At 70.3% G+C, this 19,899-nt stretch carries 22 protein-coding genes and 1 pseudogene; 12 read left to right on the top strand and 11 right to left on the bottom strand.

What is annotated here, in order from left to right; translation table 11 throughout:
• Positions 1-18: 18 nt before the first annotated feature.
• Both ACWGIH_RS29905 and ACWGIH_RS29900 read right to left on the bottom strand, forming a co-directional pair.
• Positions 19-618 carry a TetR/AcrR family transcriptional regulator gene (locus tag ACWGIH_RS29905; RefSeq protein ID WP_453449854.1) on the bottom strand — a complete coding sequence of 200 codons (600 nt, stop codon included), beginning with the start codon at positions 616-618 and terminating at the stop codon, positions 19-21.
• 11 nt (positions 619-629) lie between these two features.
• Complete coding sequence (locus ACWGIH_RS29900; protein WP_453449853.1) at positions 630-1,211, bottom strand: sugar O-acetyltransferase; 582 nt, start codon at positions 1,209-1,211, stop codon at positions 630-632.
• 127 nt (positions 1,212-1,338) lie between these two features.
• On the opposite strand from ACWGIH_RS29900, the gene ACWGIH_RS29895 reads away from it, so the two are divergent.
• Both ACWGIH_RS29895 and ACWGIH_RS29890 read left to right on the top strand, forming a co-directional pair.
• On the top strand, positions 1,339-1,860 hold the full coding sequence (locus ACWGIH_RS29895) for a hypothetical protein (RefSeq protein WP_453449852.1): 522 nt from the start codon (positions 1,339-1,341) through the stop codon (positions 1,858-1,860).
• A 601-nt stretch (positions 1,861-2,461) separates the two neighbouring features.
• Positions 2,462-2,818, top strand: a complete 357-nt coding sequence (locus ACWGIH_RS29890; RefSeq protein WP_453449851.1) for an STAS domain-containing protein — start codon at positions 2,462-2,464, stop codon at positions 2,816-2,818.
• 21 nt (positions 2,819-2,839) lie between these two features.
• Here the strand turns inward: ACWGIH_RS29890 and ACWGIH_RS29885 are convergent, their stop codons facing one another.
• Complete coding sequence (locus ACWGIH_RS29885; protein WP_453449850.1) at positions 2,840-2,995, bottom strand: methyltransferase domain-containing protein; 156 nt, start codon at positions 2,993-2,995, stop codon at positions 2,840-2,842.
• A gap of 143 nt (positions 2,996-3,138) precedes the next feature.
• Between ACWGIH_RS29885 and ACWGIH_RS29880 the strand changes: the two genes are divergently transcribed.
• Complete coding sequence (locus ACWGIH_RS29880; protein WP_453449849.1) at positions 3,139-4,416, top strand: APC family permease; 1,278 nt, start codon at positions 3,139-3,141, stop codon at positions 4,414-4,416.
• Positions 4,417-4,445: 29 nt separating this feature from the next.
• Here the strand turns inward: ACWGIH_RS29880 and ACWGIH_RS29875 are convergent, their stop codons facing one another.
• Positions 4,446-4,859: a DUF6223 family protein gene (locus ACWGIH_RS29875; RefSeq protein WP_453449848.1), complete on the bottom strand. Its 414-nt coding sequence runs from the start codon at positions 4,857-4,859 to the stop codon at positions 4,446-4,448.
• A gap of 260 nt (positions 4,860-5,119) precedes the next feature.
• Here ACWGIH_RS29875 and ACWGIH_RS29870 point away from each other — a divergent pair, with 260 nt between their 5' ends.
• Positions 5,120-6,253, top strand: a complete 1,134-nt coding sequence (locus tag ACWGIH_RS29870) for a sensor histidine kinase (protein ID WP_453449847.1) — start codon at positions 5,120-5,122, stop codon at positions 6,251-6,253.
• Complete coding sequence (locus ACWGIH_RS29865; RefSeq protein WP_453449846.1) at positions 6,250-6,912, top strand: response regulator; 663 nt, start codon at positions 6,250-6,252, stop codon at positions 6,910-6,912. The genes ACWGIH_RS29870 and ACWGIH_RS29865 overlap by 4 nt, the downstream gene beginning before the upstream one ends.
• Before the next feature lie 2 nt (positions 6,913-6,914).
• Here the strand turns inward: ACWGIH_RS29865 and ACWGIH_RS29860 are convergent.
• Positions 6,915-7,133: pseudogene (locus ACWGIH_RS29860) on the bottom strand (ArsR family transcriptional regulator); the annotation flags it as partial.
• 295 nt (positions 7,134-7,428) lie between these two features.
• Between ACWGIH_RS29860 and ACWGIH_RS29855 the strand changes: the two are divergent.
• A complete protein-coding gene (locus ACWGIH_RS29855) occupies positions 7,429-8,595 on the top strand; it encodes an alanine--tRNA ligase-related protein (protein WP_453449906.1) in 1,167 nt (388 codons plus the stop codon).
• Between the two features lie 74 nt (positions 8,596-8,669).
• On the opposite strand, the gene ACWGIH_RS29850 is transcribed toward ACWGIH_RS29855, so the two are convergent.
• Positions 8,670-9,584 (bottom strand): LysR family transcriptional regulator, encoded by a 915-nt coding sequence (locus tag ACWGIH_RS29850; protein WP_453449845.1) that lies wholly within the window; start codon positions 9,582-9,584, stop codon positions 8,670-8,672.
• Positions 9,585-9,940: 356 nt separating this feature from the next.
• Between ACWGIH_RS29850 and ACWGIH_RS29845 the strand changes: the two genes are divergently transcribed.
• The 3 genes from ACWGIH_RS29845 to amaB all read left to right on the top strand — a co-directional run bounded on the left by ACWGIH_RS29845 (position 9,941) and on the right by amaB (position 14,144).
• Positions 9,941-11,047: an NAD(P)/FAD-dependent oxidoreductase gene (locus tag ACWGIH_RS29845; RefSeq protein WP_453449905.1), complete on the top strand. Its 1,107-nt coding sequence runs from the start codon at positions 9,941-9,943 to the stop codon at positions 11,045-11,047.
• A gap of 92 nt (positions 11,048-11,139) precedes the next feature.
• A complete protein-coding gene (gene hglS, locus ACWGIH_RS29840; protein ID WP_453449844.1) occupies positions 11,140-12,537 on the top strand; it encodes a 2-oxoadipate dioxygenase/decarboxylase in 1,398 nt (465 codons plus the stop codon).
• Between the two features lie 74 nt (positions 12,538-12,611).
• The gene (gene amaB, locus ACWGIH_RS29835) at positions 12,612-14,144 is read left to right on the top strand and encodes an L-piperidine-6-carboxylate dehydrogenase (protein WP_453449843.1); all 1,533 of its coding nucleotides are present in this window, start codon (positions 12,612-12,614) and stop codon (positions 14,142-14,144) included.
• A 57-nt stretch (positions 14,145-14,201) separates the two neighbouring features.
• On the opposite strand, the gene ACWGIH_RS29830 is transcribed toward amaB, so the two are convergent.
• Both ACWGIH_RS29830 and ACWGIH_RS29825 read right to left on the bottom strand, forming a co-directional pair.
• On the bottom strand, positions 14,202-14,696 hold the full coding sequence (locus ACWGIH_RS29830) for a hypothetical protein (RefSeq protein WP_453449842.1): 495 nt from the start codon (positions 14,694-14,696) through the stop codon (positions 14,202-14,204).
• Positions 14,697-14,774: 78 nt separating this feature from the next.
• Positions 14,775-15,809, bottom strand: a complete 1,035-nt coding sequence (locus tag ACWGIH_RS29825; protein ID WP_453449841.1) for an endonuclease/exonuclease/phosphatase family protein — start codon at positions 15,807-15,809, stop codon at positions 14,775-14,777.
• Positions 15,810-16,013: 204 nt separating this feature from the next.
• Between ACWGIH_RS29825 and ACWGIH_RS29820 the strand changes: the two genes are divergently transcribed.
• Positions 16,014-16,334 (top strand): cupin, encoded by a 321-nt coding sequence (locus tag ACWGIH_RS29820; protein WP_453449840.1) that lies wholly within the window; start codon positions 16,014-16,016, stop codon positions 16,332-16,334.
• Positions 16,335-16,352: 18 nt separating this feature from the next.
• On the opposite strand, the gene ACWGIH_RS29815 is transcribed toward ACWGIH_RS29820, so the two are convergent.
• Both ACWGIH_RS29815 and ACWGIH_RS29810 read right to left on the bottom strand, forming a co-directional pair.
• Entirely contained in the window at positions 16,353-16,916 is a 564-nt protein-coding gene (locus ACWGIH_RS29815; RefSeq protein ID WP_453449839.1) for a cysteine hydrolase family protein, read from the bottom strand.
• Positions 16,917-17,017: 101 nt separating this feature from the next.
• The gene (locus tag ACWGIH_RS29810) at positions 17,018-17,422 is read right to left on the bottom strand and encodes a RidA family protein (protein WP_453449838.1); all 405 of its coding nucleotides are present in this window, start codon (positions 17,420-17,422) and stop codon (positions 17,018-17,020) included.
• A gap of 79 nt (positions 17,423-17,501) precedes the next feature.
• On the opposite strand from ACWGIH_RS29810, the gene ACWGIH_RS29805 reads away from it, so the two are divergent.
• Together ACWGIH_RS29805 and ACWGIH_RS29800 are read left to right on the top strand one after the other, a co-directional pair.
• The gene (locus ACWGIH_RS29805; protein ID WP_453449837.1) at positions 17,502-18,053 is read left to right on the top strand and encodes a 2'-5' RNA ligase family protein; all 552 of its coding nucleotides are present in this window, start codon (positions 17,502-17,504) and stop codon (positions 18,051-18,053) included.
• Positions 18,054-18,174: 121 nt separating this feature from the next.
• Positions 18,175-18,570 carry an SHOCT domain-containing protein gene (locus ACWGIH_RS29800; RefSeq protein ID WP_453449904.1) on the top strand — a complete coding sequence of 132 codons (396 nt, stop codon included), beginning with the start codon at positions 18,175-18,177 and terminating at the stop codon, positions 18,568-18,570.
• A gap of 25 nt (positions 18,571-18,595) precedes the next feature.
• Here ACWGIH_RS29800 and ACWGIH_RS29795 read toward each other — a convergent pair whose 3' ends face one another.
• Positions 18,596-19,864 (bottom strand): cytochrome P450 family protein, encoded by a 1,269-nt coding sequence (locus ACWGIH_RS29795; RefSeq protein ID WP_453449836.1) that lies wholly within the window; start codon positions 19,862-19,864, stop codon positions 18,596-18,598.
• Positions 19,865-19,899: the final 35 nt, after the last annotated feature.

The following is a 19,899-nucleotide window of genomic DNA, read 5'->3' as shown; positions in this document are numbered from 1 at the left end:
GTAGCTGCCTCACTGCTGCTACGCCAAGGCGGTCGCTACGGTCGTGGTGGTGATGCGCTCGACCGCCTGACGCGTCAGCTCACGACCGCACGACGCACCGCCCCCACTGCTGTCGCCCTCACCCTCACCGTCGCCGTCCAAAGCCCGGTGCAGCGTGAGCCCTTCGATGAGCGCGTCGAGCTGCCGAGCGGTGCCCGGATCGAAGTGCCGTTCCAGCAGACGCCGACTGTCGCGCATCCACGCCCGGGTCAGTTCCCGGTACTCCGGGCGCCGAGCGGCGAGGGTGTAGAGCTCCTGCGTGAGGATCAGGTCGCGCCGAGGCCCCTCCGAGAGTGCGTGGATGAGGTCGGTGACGGCCTCGCGCGCCTGCTCGGGGCTGACGGCCTGGCCCAAATGCCGCTCGAAGACGGCCACGATGTGGCCGGCGAAGAGCGTGAAGGCCTCGCGGAGCAGGTCATCGATGCCGGTGAAGTGATAGGTCATCGAGCCGAGCGGAACAGCGGCACGCGCGGCGATCTTGCGGTGGGAGACACCGGCGACGCCTTCGTCGGCGATGTGGTCCAGAGTGGCGGCGAGGATGCGCTCGCGCCGCCGGGGATCCGCGTGTCCGGTTGCCATCGCCGCGGCCCCTAGAGGCTTCGGACAGGGCGGGCGGGGTTCCCGACGGCGACCACATCGGCGGGTACGTCCTTGGTGACCACCGCACCGGCACCGATGACGCTGTTGTCCCCGACCGTCACGCCGGGGCAGACGATGACACCGCCGCCGAGCCAGACGTTGTCCCCGATGGTGATGGGGAGCGCGGCCTCCAGCTTGTCGCGCCGTGGCCCGGGCTCCAAGGGGTGGGTGGGGGTGAGGAGTTGGACGTTGGGGCCGATCTGGCAGTCCTCACCGATCGTGATCCGGGCGACGTCCAGCGCGGTGAGGTGATAGTTGACGAAGGTGCGCGCGCCGATCGAGATGTTGCTCCCGTAATCGACGTAGAGCGGCGGCCGCACCTCCACTCCCTCGCCCACCGAGGCGAGCAGTTCGGCCAGGACCGTCCGGGCTTCGCCCGCGTCCTCGAGGAACACGGACTGATAGCGGGCGGCGAGCCGCATGGCGTTCTGTTGCCTGCGAGCGATGTCCGGGTCGTCGGCGATGTAGAGGTCCCCCGCAAGCATGCGTTCCAGGTTGGTGCGCGGGTCGTCAGCGAAGTAGTCCGTCGGCATGCGTACGATCGTACATTCTGGAAGGTACGGACGTACGCTCCCAAGTCCGCCGACAGCTCATGGGATTGACCATGCGGGGTACTCGGTAGCGGCTGCGGTTTCCGTCGATTCCGAGGAGGTACGTCCCATGTGCGCCTTCAAGCGCTGGCTCGATCACAGTCTGGCCGCACAGGCGGCCATGATCTTCGTGCTCGGTGTGGGGGTCACCGCACTCTTCCGCCGCGACGAGCATCCGGTCGTGTGGATCATCCAGGGCATGCTCTACGCCGCCATCGCGACGACGATCGTGGCCGTGCAGCGCCGTAAGGCCGGCCGGGCCGCCGGTACCGACGCGCGCGGGGTCGCCGAACTCAGCCGCAAGATTCGGCATCGCGAGGTACCGAGCGAGCCCCAGGAGCGGGCTTCCATGCGGCGCCTCGTCGCCGAGCAGTTGGGCCAGATGGAACGGGCCCGCAAGTGGCTGCCGTACTGGCTGGGCTCCATGGTGGTCATCGCCCTCGGCATGCTCGGTCTCGGGGCGGCCACCGGCTCGTTGACCATTCCGCTGATCGTCGCGGTCGGTCTGATCGGGTTCTGTGGCTGGGTCATCTGGATGCGCCGCCGCTCCATGGACCGTTTTCGTTACATGCGCTCCTCCTTGCAGAGCTAGGGCGCGCGGGCGTCGACCCCTCTCGCAAGGTCCGTGAAGTATCCGGGGTCGACGACTCGGCACTCGCCCACTCGGCTTCTGGGTGGCGGATGGCGTGTGGCGTGTGGCGTGTGGCGGGGTGATGAAACAGTCGGGCGGAAATCGAATTCGCCTGTCCGTGCGAACATTTGCCGGTTGTACGGGCCATTGCCGTACATGCCTCCGACGCGTATTCGATTGCGCCCCGCCAACACTCCGCGCCGAGGGCCATTCCTGCGCCCGTGCAGATTCCCGTCCCCCGGCGCCGTGAGTAAACTGTGCCGCAAACCGGCATGTGATTGCCGGAAACCTACTTCGCATATTCGCCAGCCAGATGTTTGGCCGGGAAGGCCGAGGCGCGAGATCCTGACCGCTTGCTCCGCCCTCGGCCCCGGGTCCCGGAGGACCCGACCAACCAGCAGCGGCTGAATCCGCCTCTCCCTGATGAGACTGCTCCGGCCAAGCGCTCTGCCACCGGTACGAGCGCTGGGCGAAGCCCCCATGTTTGGCCCCCTACGCAAGGCAGATCATGCGGAAAGGTTCCACTCGCACGTGGTCCGAGGCCGACCCACCACGGCTGAGGGTGCAGGTCCTGGCGGCTACGGACGGCAGTGACACGCTCACCTTCGAACTGGCCGGTGAACTCGACGTGCTCAGCGTCAACATGCTGTGCGACCTCGCCATCATCCATGTGGAGGACGGCCACCGGCATTTACACCTGGATGCGAGAGACGTGGCCTGGTGTGACAACGGCAGCCTTTACATGCTTCTCGGTCTGCGGCATGCGCTGGAAACCGCGCAGGGCAGCCTCGGCTTGATCGCGATCAGCTCCCCCGTCGAACAAGTGATCATGCGTAACGAACACAGCCTGCACTTGCATCTGCACCCGCGGCACGCTCCGCCATGCTGTCCCACCGCCGCGACCCTTCACTTGCCGTAACCATCTGAGCGAGTACCAGGGTTACGTCATCGGGTCGGCGTGCACGATCCTGCCGCCGGGGCGGACCACACGGATCATTTCGTCGAGAACTTGCTCCGGGTCGCGCACGTGGCGCAGCACGCGGTCCGCCCACGCATCCGTCGAACCAGGCCGCGCGGATGGGCAGTTGGTGTCCATCCGCGACCGGTGTGGTGCCTCAGACCGCCCTTCCTCGCCGCGACTGCCAAGGTCAGAGAGCTGTCCGCCCGCACAGCAAATATCGTGTCCGTGCCAGGCGAGACCTCTTCCCCAGCAGTCCTTTCACTACCGAGGAGACCCCCATGAGCACTTCGCCCTCCGTCGCGGGCGCTCCCCAACTGCAGCGACGGTTCGGGGTGGGCGACGCCGTGCTGATCGGCCTCGGGTCGATGATCGGGGCGGGGATCTTCGCCGCGTTCGCTCCGGCTGCCCGCGCCGCGGGCTCGGGCCTGCTCGTCGGCCTCGCCGTCGCCGCGGTGGTCGCGTACTGCAACGCCACCTCATCGGCACGACTCGCGGCCCGTTACCCCGCGTCGGGAGGGACCTACGTCTACGGCCGCGAACGGCTCGGTGAGTTCTGGGGCTACCTCGCCGGCTGGGGATTCGTCATCGGCAAGACCGCCTCCTGCGCGGCCATGGCCCTCACCGTCGGTGCCTACGCCTGGCCCGGTCATGAACGGCCCGTCGCGATCGCCGCCGTGGTGGCACTGACCGCCGTCAACTACGTGGGAATCCAGAAGTCCCTCTGGCTGACCCGCGGCGTCGTCGCCCTCGTCCTCGCGGTCCTCGCCGCGGTCGTCGCCGCCTCCTGCACGAGTGGTGCAGCCGATGTCAGCCGCCTGGAGCTGGGCGGGGACGCCGGCGTGGGTGGCGTGCTGGAGGCTGCCGGACTGTTGTTCTTCGCCTTCGCCGGTTACGCGCGCATCGCCACCCTCGGCGAGGAGGTGCGTGATCCGCGGCGCACCATCCCCCGCGCGATCCCACTCGCCCTGGGCATCACACTCGTGGTGTACGTCGCCGTCGCGGTCGCCGTCCTGGTCGTGCTTGGTCCCGGCGGCCTTGCCGAGTCCGCCGCCCCGCTCACGGACACGGCACGCGCGGCGGGGGTGCCCGAACTGGCGCCGGTGGTGCGTGTCGGTGCCGCCGTCGCCGCGCTCGGCTCCCTGCTCTCGCTGATCCTCGGCATCTCGCGCACCACGCTGGCGATGGCCCGCGACCATCATCTGCCGCACGCGTTGGCCGCCGTCCACCCGCGGTTCCACGTTCCCCACCGGGCCGAACTCGCCGTCGGTGCGGTCGTGGTGACCCTCGTGGCCTTCGCCGACCTGCGCGGAGCGATCGGCTTCTCCTCCTTCGGGGTACTCGCGTACTACGCCATCGCCAACGCCGCCGCCTGGACCCTGACGCCCTCCGAAGGCCGCCCGCCTCGCGCCGTCCCCGCCATCGGCCTGGCCGGCTGCCTGCTCCTCGCCCTCAGCCTCCCGCTCTCCTCGGTCGTCTCCGGCGGCGTCGTCCTGGCGATCGGGGCAGTCGCTTTCTTCGTACGCCGGAGGGTCGCGGGTCGCCCCGGTCGGCGCTGAAGCGCACGCCGGGAGGGGTATCAACCCCGTCAGCGGGAGCGGTCGGCGCGGGACAGGGCCATGCCGCTGAGGGCGATGGCGATGAGCGCGATCACCAGAGCCATGAGAGCCCCGCCCCGCCCGTTGCCGCTGCCCACGCCGCCGTCGGAGCCGGACAGTTGCACCACGCTGACGACCATGCCGATCACGGCCACCACGGGGGCGGCCATGGCGCCGCCTCGACCGTTGCCGGTGCCTATGCGTCCCGCGGACCGGGCCAGGGCCACTCCACCGATGATCACGCTGATCAGCGCGATCACCACGGCGACCATGGCGCCGCCTCGTCCCGAACCACCCTCGTCGGCGGCGACCGAGACCTGAGCGGCCGCTGGTGTGGCGAGCACCAGCCCTCCGAGCACAGCGGCAGCAGTGGCGGTGGCGGTGAGCAGGTGGCGGACGGACATCGAGGACCCCTTCGGTCGCCTGGCAGGTACAGACAGGAGCGTATGGATCCGCGGGGTCGCGGGTCGTCGTACGGGAGTTGTCAATCACCGCTACCACCAGGGCAGTAGGGGCTCGAGGGGAAGCCTGCTTCCACAGCAGTCGTGTACCGCGCCCGCCGCAACAGCGGGAGTAGATGCCGCGAAAGTACTGCGCGGGTGGTAGTGCATTGTTGGTCCCCGAGGGCGACTCCGGCGAGAGAGCGCCCGATTAAGGTGCGCGTATGACCACAGGACTTTCCAGAGTCTGGGCCCGGACCAAGGACTGGGTGATCGCGGTCGGCGTGACGGCGGCGCTCCTCATCACCGCGCTGGCGGAGGATCACGCCTCCACAGATCTCGACTCACTCGGCTACGCACTCGTCGTGACCGGCGGCCTGGCTCTCATCGCCCGTCGGCGCACTCCCCTGCTCGTCCTGGTCGTCACGGGGCTGTGCGTCGCGGGCTACAACGCCGCGGGATTCGAAGTGCCCGCGGTCGCCTACCTGTTCGCGGTGTACGCCGCCGTACGGGCCGGGCACCGTCTCGTCACCGTACTCACCTCGGTGGCCCTCCTCATCCTTCTGCCGCTCGCCGTCCTGGCCTCGCCCGCGGACGGGGCGACGGCCGAGGCGCTGGCCCAGGCCCGCAGCGTCCTTGAGATCGCCTGGCTGGTCGCGGCCGGTGCCGCTGGTGAGGCGCTGCGGCAGGCGGAGCGGCGGGCCGACGAGGCCGAGCGCACCCGCGAGGAGACCGCGCGGCTGCGGGCCACGGAGGAACGGCTGCACATCGCGCGGGAGTTGCACGATTCGCTCACCCACCAGATATCCATCGTCAAGGTGCAGTCCGAGGTCGCCGTCCATCTGGCCCGCAAGCGGGGCGAGCAGGTGCCCGAGGCGCTTCTGGCGATCCAGGTGGCAGGCCGTGAGGCGACCCGGGAGCTGCGGGCGACGCTGGAGACACTGCGCGACGACACCGTTCAGCCTCTCTCGCACGGGCTCGACCACCTTCCCGAACTGGTGCGACGCGCTCATGGGATCGGCCTGAAGACGACGCTGACGATCGAGGGCCGGCGACACGACGTGCCGGACGCGGTGGACCGCACCGCCTACCGGATCGTCCAGGAGTCGCTGACCAACACCGCCCGCCACGGGGCGGCCGCCAGCGCATCGGTCCGCATCGACTACCTCCCGGACAGTTTGTCCATTCAAATAGACGACGACGGCAAGGCCGAGCCGGGCTACGCCCCGGTGCCCGGCGTCGGGCTGCTCGGGATGCGCGAGCGTGTCACCGCCCTCGGCGGTCGTCTGCGCGCGGAAGCGCGTACCGAGGGCGGCTTCACCGTCCGGGCCGAGCTCCCCGTGGCGAGGATTTCATGATCCGTGTGCTGCTTGTCGACGACCAGCCGCTCCTGCGCAGCGGCTTCCGCGCGCTGCTCGACGCCGAGGACGACATCGAGGTGGTGGCCGAGGCCGGCAACGGCAGCGAGGGTCTGGCCCTCGCGCGGAAGCACTTGCCCGACCTCGCCCTTGTCGACATCTCGATGCCGGTCATGGACGGCATCGAGACGACTCGGGAGGTCGCCGCGGACCCGGCCCTGACGCAGACGCACGTCGTCATCCTCACCAACTACGGCCTGGACGAGAACGTCTTCAACGCGCTGCGTGCCGGCGCAGCCGGGTTCCTCGTCAAGGACATCGTGCCGGAGGACTTCCTGCACGCCGTCCGTGTCGCCGCGCGCGGAGACGCCCTGCTCGCGCCTTCGATCACCAAGATGCTCATCGACCGGTACGTCGCGCAGCCACTCGGCACGGAAGTCGGCACCGGCCTGGATGAACTGACCAACCGCGAGCGCGAGGCCGTCGTCCTGGTCGCACAGGGTCTGTCCAACGAAGAGATCGCGGCCGGCATGGTGATCAGCCCGCTGACCGCGAAGACCCACATCAACCGGGCGATGAACAAGCTCCAGGCGCGCGACCGAGCCCAGCTTGTCGTCCTGGCCTACGAATCCGGGCTGGTGTCCCCCCGCAGCCGCTGACGCGCCCGGGGGACCCAGGGCAGCATGAGAGTGCGCAGGGTGCGGCTGAACCCGGTCGAGTGCAGCTGGGTGCGGGCGGTGCGATACCAGTCGGCGTAGGCCCACCGGCCCTGGCGGGTCTGGAACCGGTGAAGGCTCGCGCAGATCTCCCACAGAGGATCGGGTCCGGCCGCGACACGTGTCCGGCCGAGGTCGGCGTCGATGAAGTGGATACGGAGCATTCGCTTCCCCCTTGTGGCCTGCCGGCCGGTCGCCCGGTGAAAATCGTGTGCCTTCAAGATCTGTGCGCGTTATCGTCGGCCGTATGAACGTCACCGGCCTCTACACCACCGCGACCGCGCGAGCGCCCAGCTCGCCGGTTGCCGCCGCCTGACGTAACTCCCCTTTCCACCGGCGACCGGACACGGTCCGCCGGTGGCTTTTCCGTGGCCCTACCGCCCCGGCTCCTGTCGCGGACCCCATGTTCGGCGCCTCCCCGCTGCGCACGCGAAGGAGCCACTCATGATCAGCAAGGTAATGACCACCGAGGACGTCGTCCGTGGATTCGTCGAGTACTACGAGGAGCGCGGCCACCGCCGGATCACCGGCTCGACGCTGATGCCCCCGCCCGGCGACCCGGTGCTGTTCACCACCTCGGGCATGCATCCCCTGACCCCCTTCCTGGAGGGGCAACCGCACCCGCTCGGCAGGCGGCTCGTCAACGTGCAGCGCTGTCTGCGGACCACGGACCTGGACGAGGTCGGTGACTCCACTCACCTGACCGTCTTCGAGATGCTCGGCACCTGGTCGCTCGGCGACTACGAGGGGCAGCAGAGCCTCGACTGGGGGTACGACCTGCTCACCGACGGGTTCGGCATCGAGCCGCGGTTCCTGCACGCCACCGTCTTCGGCGGTGACGGACAGGGCGGGCCCGACACCGCCTCCCTCGGCCTGTGGCAGGACCGCGGGGTTCCGGTGGAGCTCACCGTCGAGGACAACTGGTGGTCCAACGGGCCCACCGGACCGTGCGGACCCGACTCGGAGATCTTTCTGTGGACCGGCGACACCCCGCCCGAGTCCACGCCGACCGGTGACAACCGCTGGGTGGAGGTGTGGAACCACGTGATGATGCGCCACCGTCGGCTCGTCGACGGATCACTCGTGCCGCTCCCCCAGCGCAACATCGACACCGGGCTCGGACTGGAGCGGCTGGCCTCGCTCCTGCAGGGAAAGACATCGGTGTTCGAGTGCGACCTCTTCGATCCCTGGCGACGGCTCGTGCCGGGCCTGTGGCAGTTGGACGAGACATCGCTGCGGGTGGTGTGCGACCACCTCCGCTCGGCCATGGTGGTGATCGGCGACGGAGTACGCCCCGCCAACACCGGCCGCGGCTACGTGCTGCGCCGCCTCGTACGACGCGTGCTCACCGTGCTGTGGCGGGAGGACCCCACGCGTCACCTGGGCGATCTGCCGGGCGAGTTGGTGACGCACACGCTCGATCACTTCCGGCAGGACGTGGACCCGGACGACGTGCGCCGCGTTCTGGTCGAGGAGGAGCGCCGCTTCCGGCGCCTGCTTGAGCGGGGCCGGCAGGTACTGGCCCGGCCCCGGTTCCGGGGCCCGCTCGGCGAGGATGACTTCCACTACCTCCACGACACCCACGGTCTGCCACGCGATCTGATCCTCGCCCTGCGCGAGGGGTGACGGGTGCCGATCGGAAGGCCTCAGCGAGTGCGAACCCCGCACCAGGGCGTGGGCTCTACGCCACCGGCACGGGCCTACGCGTGTGGCCCGCACCGCTGGTCGGCCACCGTCCGCAGCACCTCGACCAGGGCGGCCACCGCCGGGCGCCCTTCGGCGGAGGCGCGGCACACCACGACGATGTGCCGTTCGATCCGCTCGCGCAGCCGCACCACGTCGAAGCGCGAGGCGCGCAGGCCGAGCATCAGCTCGGTCACCGTACTCACACCGATGCCCGCCTCGACCAGCGCCAGGGTCGCCGCGGTGTCGGTGACCTCATGCCGCACGTCCGGTTCGAGACCCGCACGGCGGCACGCGGTACGGACGGCTCTGCCGTAGTAGCTGTCGGCCGACGGCAGGATCCACGCCAGGTCCCGGGTGTCGGTGAGGGCGGCACGCTCCCGGCCGCCCATCCAGCCGGTGGGCACCGCGAGGGCGAAGCGCTCGCGGTAGAGCCGGGTCACGCGCAGGGCGGCGTCGCGCGGGATGGGCACGTCCGGGTAGTCGAGGCCGAGCGCAAGGTCGACGGCTCCCGAAGCGACGGCGTCGTACACCTCGTCCACGTCCATGTCGCGGCTGTGCACGGTGAGTTCGGGGTGGCCCGCGCGCACCTGGCGCAGGGCCGGTGGCAGGATCTCGGCTGCGGCCGTGGCGAACAGGCCGACCAGCAGGGTCCCGCGGACCACTCCGCCACCGCGCTCCAACTCCTCGACGGCCTCGGCCTCCGCGGCCAGGATCCGCTCGGCGTACCGGGCCAGCATGGCCCCTGCGTCGGTCAGCTCCACCCGTCGGCCCGCCCGGCGCAGCAGCGGTGTGCCCGCGGCCCTTTCCAGTGCGGCGATCTGCTGGGAGACGCCGCCCGGTGTGTAGCCGAGGGCCTGCGCGACGGCGGTGATGGTGCCGCGCCGGGTCAGCTCGACCAGGGAGCGCAGCTGGGAACTCGTCCAGTCCATGAGGCGACCGTATAGAGACCGTCAAAGATCAGGAGCAGGAACTGTTCATGGACGTCAAGGGTGGGGTTGCGTCACGATGGCGAGCAGTCGGCTGATCGGCGGCCCCGCAAGTCATCGGGCCTACTGAGCTAGTTACCTATTGAGCAGGTTGCTTACGGAGCAAGTTACCGACGGCCATGCCACGCCCTTGAATTGACGCTCCATCAGGCGAGTTCGTCCGGGCGCCGGCCTCTGGAAAGGATCGGCCTCACGTGTCCCGCTCACCGCGTCCGTCCTCCGCACCCCGCCCCTCCACCACCTCCGCCTTCCGTACCCTTCCGCCGACCGCCGATGTGGTGGTCGTCGGCGGAGGCGTGATGGGCGCCTCCATCGCCTTCCATCTCGCCGAGGCGGGGGTGCGGGACATCCTCGTCGTCGAATGCGGCGACCTTGCCTGCGGCAGCTCCGGCAAACCCATCGGCGGCGTGCGCGCCCACTTCTCCGACCCGCTCAACATCGAGCTCGGGCAACGGAGTTTGCGCGCCTATCACGATTTCCCGCACCGGCCCGGTGCGGACATCCGGCTGGACACCGTGGGCTATCTCTTCCTGCTCACCGGCGAGCGACAGGTCTCGGAGTTCACCGAGAGCACGCGGCTCCAGAACAGCCTGGGCGTGCCGAGCCGCATGATCGGCGCCGACGAGGCCCGGCGCCTCTGCCCGTATCTGAGCACCGACGGCCTCATGGCCGCCGTCCACTCCCCCACCGACGGGCACGCCCGCCCTGGCCTGGTCGTGCACGGGTACGCGGAGGCGGCGGCCCGGGCAGGTGTCCGCCTCGCCACGCACACGCGCGTCACCGGCATGGACACCACCGCGGACCGCGTCAGTGCCGTGCACACCGACCGCGGCGACGTCGCCTGTTCCACCGTGATCTGCGCGGCGGGCGCGTGGTCCGAGCAGATCGGCGCCATGGTCGGCGTCGACCTGCCGGTGCGGCCCGTTCGCCGCCAGCTCGCCTTCACCCGGCACCTGTCACCGGCCGCTCCGCGCATCCCCTTCACCATCGACTTCACGTCGTCGGCGTACTTCCACAACAGCGACGACGGCCTGCTCCTCGGCCTCGCGGACCCCCGTCAGACCGACGGCTTCGACACCACCTGGACCCCGGAGTGGCTCGACCTGTTCCGCGACGTCGTACGCCATCGCGCCCCCGCACTCGCCACCATGCCGACCGTCGGCGGTTGGGCAGGGCTCTACGAGGTCACGCCCGACCACAACGCCTTGATCGGGCGCTCCGGTGAACTTCCCAACTTCCTTTACGCCACCGGATTCTCGGGGCACGGCTTCCTGCAGGCCCCGGCGGTCGGCGAGATCGTGCGCGACCTGCATCTGGGCCGTGAGCCATGCGTCGACATCACACCGATGAGCGCCGACCGCTTCCGGACCGGACCCGCGCCCCGCCCCGAGGCCCATGTCGTTTGAGCCGTGAACCGGACCCGCATCCCTCCCCCCCCCTCGTCTCTTCGGACCTCCGCACCCGCACCCGTAACCACCGTTCGAAAGGCAGACCATCCATGATCAGCCAGTGGCAGTTGCGGGCCGCCTTCGCCGCGCGGCTCTCGGAGATGTACGGGCGGGAAGTCCCGGCCTACAACACGCTCGTGGACGTCTCACGCGAGGTGAACGAGGACACGCTGCGCGCGCGAGGCGCCGATGCCGAACGGCTCGGTCCCCTCAGCCGGGTCACCGCGGAGCGGCACGGCGCCATCCGCGTGGGCACTCCTGCCGAACTGAACCATGTGGCCCGGGTGTTCGGTGCTCTCGGCATGCGTCCGGTCGGCTTCTACGACCTGCGGGAGGCGGCGGCGAGCGCGGTGCCGGTCGTGTCGACGGCCTTTCGCCCGGTGGACGCGGACGAGCTGGCGCGCAACCCCTTCCGGGTCTTCACCTCGCTGCTCACGACCGCGGACCCGCGCTTCTTCGACGCCGGCCTGCGCTCCCGGCTTGAGACCTTCCTCGCCGGGCGCGAACTCTTCCCGCCCGAGCTGCTCGCCCTTGCCGACCGGGCCGAAGCGGAGCGCGAACTGCACGAGACGGATGCCGAGCGTTTCCTCCATCTCGCGGTCCGTGCCTTCGAGTTGTCGGCCGAGCCGATCGACCGGGCCTGGTACGAGGAACTGGAGAGGGTGTCGGCGGTTGCCGCCGACATCGGGGGCGTCCGCTCCACCCACATCAACCACCTCACCCCGCGCGTCCTGGACATCGACGAGCTGTACCGGCGGATGACCGGCCACGGGATCGAGATGATCGACGCCATTCAGGGCCCGCCCGGCTGGAAGGGACCCGACCTGCTGCTGCGCCAGACGTCCTTCCGCGCCCTCGCCGAGCCCCGCGCCCTGCGCCAGTCCGACGGCAGCGTGACCAGCGGCGCCCTGCGGGTGCGGTTCGGGGAGGTCGAGGCCCGCGGCGGCGCCCTCACCTCGGCGGGCCGCGCGCTCTACGACCGCCTGCTCACGCTGGCCGACGACGAGACCACCCGGCGCCCGACGGCCGACCGCGCCGAAGTGGCCCGCGGCCTGTGGATCACACATGTGCCATCCACCGAGCGGGAGCTCGCCGCGCAGGGGCTGGCCTACTTCACCTACCACGCCGCGCCCGATCGTCCGCGAAACGGTACGCAACCTCCCACCACCATCGTCGAGTTGGAGAGCCAGGGCTGGGTGCGGGCCGAGCCCCTCGTCTACGAGGACTTCCTGCCGCGTTCCGCCGCGGGCATCTTCCAGTCCAACCTCAGCGGCGAGGGCTCCCGGAACACCGGGCAGCAGGGCGCCGCGTACGACAGCGACTGGCTGTCCGGTGCCATCGGCCGTGAGGTTCTGGACCCGTACGCCCTGTACGCACGTCAGCGGAGCCTCTCGATCGCTCAGGCGGGCCGTGAACTGGGCCGCGACATCGACGACACGCACCACTGACCCCTCTCCACCCTCACCCCGCCCCGCCCCGCCTCACCTCACCTCACCTCACCTCACCTCACCCAGGGAGCGTCATGACCGGGACCACCGCCCTGCCCACCACCGACGACCTGCGAACCCGTGCCCGCGCGAGCCTGCGGCGCGTCGGTGTGAACGTCCCGGAGGGCGGCGACTTCCAGGCGCGTACGCCCATCACGGGTGAGGACCTCTTCGGTCTGGCCGCGTCGACCGCCGCAAATGCGGGGGACGCCGTCGCCGCCGCCCGCGAGGCGTTCCTCGTCTGGCGCACCACGCCGGCCCCGCGCCGCGGTGAACTCGTGCGCCGTTTGGGCGAGTTGCTGCGCGACCACCAGAGCGACCTGGCCGACCTGATCACGATCGAGGCGGGCAAGATCCGCTCCGAGGCGCTGGGCGAGGTCCAGGAGATGATCGACATCTGTGACTTCGCGGTCGGCCTCTCGCGTCAGCTCTACGGCCGCACCATCGCCTCCGAACGACCCGGCCACCGGCTCGCCGAGACCTGGCATCCGCTGGGCGTGGTCGGAGTGATCTCCGCGTTCAACTTCCCCGCCGCGGTCTGGTCGTGGAACACCGCGGTGGCGTTGGCCTGCGGCGACACCGTGGTCTGGAAACCGTCCGAGCTGACCCCGCTGATTTCGCTCGCCTGTGACCGGCTGCTGGCGCGGGCCGCGGAGGAGACCGGCGCCCCGGCCGACGTGCACCGTCTCCTGCTCGGCGGCCGCGCGGTGGGCGAGCGGCTCGCCGACGACCCGCGCGTCGCGCTCGTCAGCGCCACCGGGTCCACCCGCATGGGCCGCGAGGTCGGCCCGCGCGTGGCGGCACGGTTCGGGCGCAGCCTGCTGGAACTCGGCGGCAACAACGCCGCGGTGGTGGCGCCGTCGGCCGACCTCGACCTGGCGGTGCGCGGCATCGTCTTCGCCGCGGCGGGCACGGCGGGACAGCGGTGCACCACCCTGCGCCGCCTCATCGTCCACCGCGACGTCGCCGACACGCTTGTCGCGCGCCTGACGGCCGCGTACGCCCAGCTCCCCATCGGTGACCCGTTCGACGAGAGCACCCTGGTCGGCCCGCTCATCTCCCCCGCCGCACTCGACGGCATGCAGGACGCGCTCACCCGCGTGCAGGCGCAGGGAGGCAAGATTCTCGCCGGTGGCAACAGGCGTCTGGCGGAAGCGGCACCGCGGGCCGCCTACGCCGAGCCGGTCCTTGTCCGCGTCGACGAACAGACCGACGTCGTGCGCCAGGAGACCTTTGCCCCCGTCCTGTACGTGCTCACGTACGACACCCTGGAGGAGGCCATCGCGCTGCACAACGACGTACCGCAGGGGTTGTCCTCCAGCATCTTCACCCGCGACCAGCAGGAGGCCGAGTTCTTCTTGTCCTGCGAGGGCTCCGACTGCGGAATCGCCAACGTCAACATCGGCACGTCCGGCGCCGAGATCGGGGGCGCGTTCGGCGGCGAGAAGGAGACGGGCGGCGGTCGCGAGTCCGGCTCCGACGCCTGGCGGGCGTACATGCGTCCGGCCACCAACACCATCAACTACTCCGGCCACCTCGCCCTCGCGCAGAACGTCAGCTTCCTCTGACCACCGCACCGCAGCGCCCAGTTGGGCACTGCGGGGCCCTGGCCCCGCACACAGGCTTCAGGACGTCGAGCGAGCCCACCCCTCGACGCTTCGGTGGCGGCCAAGACCCACAGCGGTGAACTCGTCCTCGCCGGTGGCAGCCACCACCCCCAGCCGTCGCAGCGCCTGGGAAATGGGGCTGCCGGCGGGTGGAGAGGGGGTGTTCTCCGGCTCGTGAAGGGGGCCGAGAGTGAGGGTGCCTCCCTCCCAGACAACGGCAGTCTGCTCGCCCGCACCACCGAAGCACTCGGCCTCCGCATAGGCCACCGGACCCGCGGTTGACCAGTCGGCGAGGGTCGCCGCGAACCTGGCCGACAACCGCCAGAAGCCCAGTACGCCGTCGTCACCGTCATCACCGCCGTCACCGCTGTCCGCGAAGGAGGCGAGCAGAGCCTCGGTCATCGGCATGAGCGACAAGCCCTGACCGAGCGGAGCCAGCCGCGCGGCAGGTAGATCCCGTGCCGCCGCGCGCAGCACATCGCCACCGATCACGGCTTGCAAGTCGTATCCCATCCCAACGCCCCCTCCATCAACAGCATGTGGCCTCATCCTGGCATCGCACGAGTCGACCTGAAGCAGCAGAACCCGTGATCAGTGAGCGAAGATGATGTCGGCGGTCACCGGGAGATGGTCGCTGCCCGTGGCGGGCAGCGTCCCGATGTGTTTGACGGTCGCCGAGCGGGTCATGACGTGGTCGATCCTGGAGACGGGGAAGGAGGCCGGCCAGCTGAAGGCGAAGTTCCGTCCCGCCGAGTCCAGGCGCGTGGTGACCGGGTCCAGACCGCGGTCGTCCACCGTGCCGTTGAGGTCGCCGAGCAGAATCACCTTCTCCAGTTTCTCGGCGGCCAGCGCCGCGCCCAGCAGGCCCGCGCTCTCGTCCCGGAGCCCGGAACCGAAGCCGTGCCACTGCACGCGCACCGAGGGCAAGTGCGCGACGTACACCGCGACAGCACCCCACGGCGTACGCGCCGTCGCCCGCACCCCGCGGTTCCAGCCCCTGCCGACGCCCTCCGGCCTGATGTCCACCGCCCTGACGTCCGTCAGCGGATGCTTCGACCAGAGTCCGACCGTGCCCCGCACAGCCCGGTGCGGATACTTCGCCGCCAGTTCCCTCTCGTACACCGGCAGCGCGGCCGACGTGACCTCCTCCAGGGCGATCAGATCCGGCCCGGAGTCACGCAGGGCGCGTGCGGTGGCCGCTGGGTCGGTGTTCACGTCGCTGACGTTGTGCTGGACGGCCCTGATGTCGTGGGCGCCGCTGCCCCCGGCAGTCGCACGCCCGGCAAAGAGGAGCCCCCATGCGGCCGTGGGCAGTGTCAGGGCCACCAGCGCCAAGGCGGATCGGCGCAGCAGGGCCAGGACGAGCAGCAGGGGAACGGCCAGGCCGAGCCACGGCAGGAACGTCTCCAGGAGGCTGCCGATGCGGCCGACGGTGTTGGGCACCGCGGAGTGGAAGGCCAGCACGGCGGCGGTCAGGACGGCCAGCGCGGCAAGGATCCGGCCGCGCGTCCAGGGCGACCGGCCTGTCGCGGCCTCTCCCCACCGCAGCCAGCCACCGCGCCCCAGCCTCCGCCGCGGGCGCGCGCTCCGCGTTTCCGGCGTTGCCCCGCTGTCCACCTGCTCCACTCGGCTCCCCTGTCTCCCCCGCTCCCCGGCCGTGAGCGACACATGGGTGGTAGGACGCCACCCTCGGGTGATCAGGTTCCGGCCGGCGGATGCGGCCCTCGCGGGCAAGGGGAACACTGGGGGTCGCAGGTCCGTACAGCGAGTGCGCACGCGCTTGCGCACCCACATCGCCACCGCGTCAACGCTCCGTCGAAGGGATCACCCGTGGCCGACCTCTACGCCCTCGTCGGCGAGCACCTCGAGAAGGCCCGCACCGCCGCACACGGGCGCAGCGCGGAGCTGCTCCTGCACGACGGTCCCCTGCGGCAGAGCCTGATCGTGCTCACCACCGGCACTGAACTGGGCGAACACGACACGCCTACGGCCGCGACCCTGTTCGTCCTGCGCGGCCGGGTCGGACTCACCACGGGGAGCGACACCCTCGAACTGGGCGAGGGCGAGTTCGCGCCCATCCCGCACGAGCGCCACGGCCTGACCGCGCTGGACGACTCGGCCGTCATACTGACGGCCGTCACCCAGGTCTGAACAGGCGGCACTCAGGGGCTACCGCGCTCCCACGGCCTTGATCCAGTCCTCGACGGCGACGACCTCCGCCCACTGCGGGAAGAGCTTGCCGATCAGGACGTCGTGCACCTCGGGGTCCAGGTCGAGGCAGGCGTCCGACAGGACGGTGAGTCCGAGGTCGTGGTCGTTGGCGTGACACGCGGTGTGCAGCACCACGCCACTGGTGGCTATGCCGGTCAGGACGAGGTGGTCGATGTCGCGCGCCCTGAGCACCAGGTCCAGGTCACTGCCCGAGAACGCGCTCCCACGCCGTTTGGTGATCACGGTGTCGCCCGGGTGCGGCGCGATGTCGGGATGGATCTCGATGCCGGGCCCGCCCTCGGCGTGCAGGCCCGCCCGCACCACGGCGGTGAGTGCCTTGTTGCGGGGGCTGACGCCCGGAGGGCCCGGCCGTAACGCGATGGCCACGTAGATCACGGGGATGTCCGCGGCGCGGGCGCCGTCGATCGCCCGGCGCAGACGCGGCAGATACCCCGAGCCGTCGTCGGCGAGGTCCACGATCTCGCGCTGGACGTCCATCACGAGGAGGGCGTTCTTCGCCATGCTCGAAGTCCCTTCTGCTCTTCTCGTCGTCTGTTCTCGTCTTGTCTTCTCGTCTTCTCGTCTTGTCTTCTCGTCCTCGTCGCTTCTCCTCGAGAGGGCTGCTACGGCCGCGCCGCCACCGCGTCGACCTCGAACAGCATTCCCGGCAGCGCGAGCGAGGCCACCCCGCTCAGCGTCTGCGCGGGGAGCCGGTCGCCGAAGCGGGCGTACAGCGCCTTGCCCAGGGTCTCCAGTTTCTCCAGGTCGTGGGCGACGATGAACGTGCCGAGCCGGACCACGTGCTCGTATCCGAGGCCGGCCCCCTCCAGGGCCGACAACAGCCGGTCGAAGGCCAGGTCCACCTGGGCGGCGAAGTCGCCGGGCACCGGGGCGCCGGTGGCGTCGGAGGCGTACTGGCCGCCGATGAAGACCAGTTCGCCGGGCGCCGACACGGCGTGGCTGTAGCCGAACGGCGTCGGGTCGTGGAGCGTGGCCGGGTTGCTGATGGTGCGCTGATCGGTCGTCATGTCTGATCGAACTCCGGCGGGGGCCCTCCCATTCCGCCGGAACGCAGGCAATCCGCGCCCGGTGCGATCATGGCGCGTGATGAACGCCGAGGAAGAGTGTGCCGAGCGGGAGCCCGCCGGCGACGGATGGCCGGACGCGCCGGGTGACACCGCCCTCACGATCAAGGTCCCTGAAGCCGATCCGCTGGTCCGGGCGGGGGTGCCGGCCCATGTGACGGTGCTGTACCCCTTCGTGCACGAGAGCCGCCTCGACGCCGCGGCCCGCCGTGATCTCTCGGCGCTCTTCGCCGGGCACCACGCCTTCACGCTGACCTTCGCCGAGTTCGCCCACTATCCCGGTGTGCTCTACCTCGACCCGTGGCCGCACGCCCCGGTCACGGCCCTGACCAAGGACCTCACAGGTCGCTGGCCGGAGGCCGTGCCCTACCGGGGGATATTCGACCCCCCGCTCGCCCCGCACCTCACGGTCGCGAACGACGAGGGCCCCGCGACCCAGGACGCCGCATACGACGCCTTGCAGACCGAACTTGCGCCCCTGTTGCCGCTGAGCTGCCGCGTCCAGGCGGTACACCTCATCGTCTTCGACGGCACACGCTGGCGGGACCGCGCCGAGTACCGCCTCGGCCCCTGACCGCGGGGCCCTGCCGCGGTGCGGTGACCGCCCGGGATGCGTGCACTCGTTTTCAGCGGTATGCCTGATGCAACGGAATTACTTCCGCGACCTCGCGGACTCCGTGAAAGGGGCACCCGCCGTGGACGACTACCCGCTGCTGAATCTGTTCCTGACGATGCTCTACCTCTTCCTGTGGATCATGTGGTTCTTCCTGCTGTTCAAGGTGATCACCGATCTGTTCCGCGATCACACGCTCAGCGGCTGGTGGAAGGCGGGCTGGCTCATCTTCGTGCTGGTCCTCCCGTTCCTCGGCGTCCTCGTGTATCTCATCGCGCGCGGCCGCAGCATGAGTGAACGGGATGTGGCACAGGCCAAGGAACAGGAGCAGGCCTTCCGCACCTACGTACAGAAGGCGGCCGGCTCAGGACCGGGCGGCGGACACGTCGATGAGCTGGCGCGGCTCGCCGAGCTGAGGAAGAACGGCGACATCACCACCGAGGAGTACGAGAAGGCCAAGGAGAAGGTCCTGGCCTGAGCGGCCGAGTGAGCGGCTGCCGGCGCTACGCCTCTCGGCCTGCCACGCGCACGGGAAGCTTCTGCACGCTGTTGCCCACGAAAGAGGCATGGCGGGGCAGTTCGGGCTCCGGTACGGCCAGGTCGAGGTCGGGGAAGCGGCCGAAGAGCTGCTCCAGGGCGATGGTGGCCTCCATGCGGGCCAGCGGGGCGCCCATGCAGAAGTGCGCGCCGTGGCCGAGGGACAGGTGCCGGGTGGAGGTGTGGTCGCGGGTGATGTCGAAGCGGTCGGCATCAGGGCCGTGCGCCTGCTTGTCACGGCCCGCCGCGGAGTAGCCGGCAAGCACGGGGGTGCCCTGGGGGATGACGGTGCCGTCGAGCGTGAGGTCCCGGGTCGGGTACCGGAAGGGGAAGTAGCTGACGGGGCTGTCCCAGCGCAGGGTCTCCTCCACCACGTCCGCCCAGCTCACCTTGCCCGACTGGGCGAGGCTGAGCTGCTCACGGTGGGTGCACAGGGCGCGTACGGCGTTGGTGATCAGGTTCAGCGTGGTCTCGTGCCCGGCGATGATCGTGAGCATCAGGGTGCCGAGCAGTTCGTGCGGGCTGAGCCGGTCGCCGTTCTCCTCGCGGGCCGCGATCAGGGCGGTGGTCAGGTCGTCGCCCGGGTTCGCTGCCCGTGCCGCGGCGACCGCGCCGAGAACCTCCACCATCTCCTTGTTGGCCGCCATCGCCTCTTGAGGACCGATGTCGGTGGCGACGATCTGGTTCGACAGATGGTGCAGTCGGTCGTGGTACTCGGCGTCCACGCCCAGGAGTTCGCAGATGACGCCCATCGGCAGCGGCAGCGCGAAGTGTTTGCGCAGGTCCGCCACGCCGTCGCCCTCGACGGCGGCCCGGTCCAGATCGTCGAGCAGCTCCGTCGTCAGGGCCATGATCCGCGGCTGCAGTTCCGCCACCCTGCGGGCGGTGAACGCCTTGCCCATCAGGGAGCGCAGCCTGCGGTGGTCGGTGCCGTCGGCGGTGGTCATGCCCTGCACCGTCGCGAACGTCTTCAGCGGCCAGCCGTCGGGTATCTCCCCGGCCTGCAGCGCCGCGAAGTGTTGGGCGTTCTTGGCGACATCGGGGTGCGCGAGGAACTCCTTCAGCGCGTCGTGACCCAGGACCGCCATGCCCTCTACATCTCCGGGCAGCACCACCGGTGCGACGGCGCCGCCTGCGAGCAGCCGGGCGTTGTCCGCGTGGGGGCAGCCGCCGGAGGGATCGAAGCGGTGCGGCTGGCTTGCTGCGGCGTCGGTGTTCACCGGTGACGTGTTCAACGGGCTCTCCTGGTCCGGGGGCGGGCGGCTGCGGG

This window comes from Streptomyces sp. NPDC054872 (assembly GCF_053610705.1).
Note: the sequence above shows the minus strand (reverse complement) of the source record. Positions and strands in the feature narration are given on the sequence as shown.